The 430-nt window shown below is 61.4% G+C and carries 1 protein-coding gene; it reads right to left on the bottom strand.

Features of this window, described 5'->3' with window-relative positions:
- The coding region (locus I6F37_RS46605) for a Uma2 family endonuclease (protein WP_225154507.1) at window positions 1-205 on the bottom strand (205 nt) is incomplete at its 3' end.
- Between the last annotated feature and the right edge of the window lie 225 nt (window positions 206-430).

The raw sequence follows: 430 nt of genomic DNA, 5'->3' as shown, positions 1-430 counted from the left end.
CTATTTCGGGCTGCTCGGTGCGAAGAAGGTCAGTCACTTCGATCGTCTGCCCCGGCAGACATCGCCAGGCCCTGCGCTGGGCCGGGTCAAACATCCAGACGTAGGGGACGCCGAACCTGACGTAATCCTCGATTCGGTTCTGAACACGTGGCACGCGATCCTCAGGGGACAGAATCTCGATGCAAATGAACGGCGGCTCGGTGATGCTTTCTCGGCGGGATGGCCCGGCCGGAGCACGCAGACATCCGGTACGTGGGTGTCACCCGAACGCGCTGCTCGGGCAGGATCTGCAATCCTAACTGGCGGTAACGCCACAAAAGAACCACGAGCAGCCCCTGCAGGGCGCCTGTGATCACGGCTTCCCTCGTTTCGTTTCTCCACGACGCCATCGACGAAGTCGCAGTCCGAGCTGTAGCCGGTGGACAAATAC

The organism is Bradyrhizobium sp. NBAIM08, from assembly GCF_020193935.1.
In the GTDB taxonomy this organism is placed as follows: domain Bacteria; phylum Pseudomonadota; class Alphaproteobacteria; order Rhizobiales; family Xanthobacteraceae; genus Bradyrhizobium; species Bradyrhizobium yuanmingense.
Note: the sequence above shows the minus strand (reverse complement) of the source record. Positions and strands in the feature narration are given on the sequence as shown.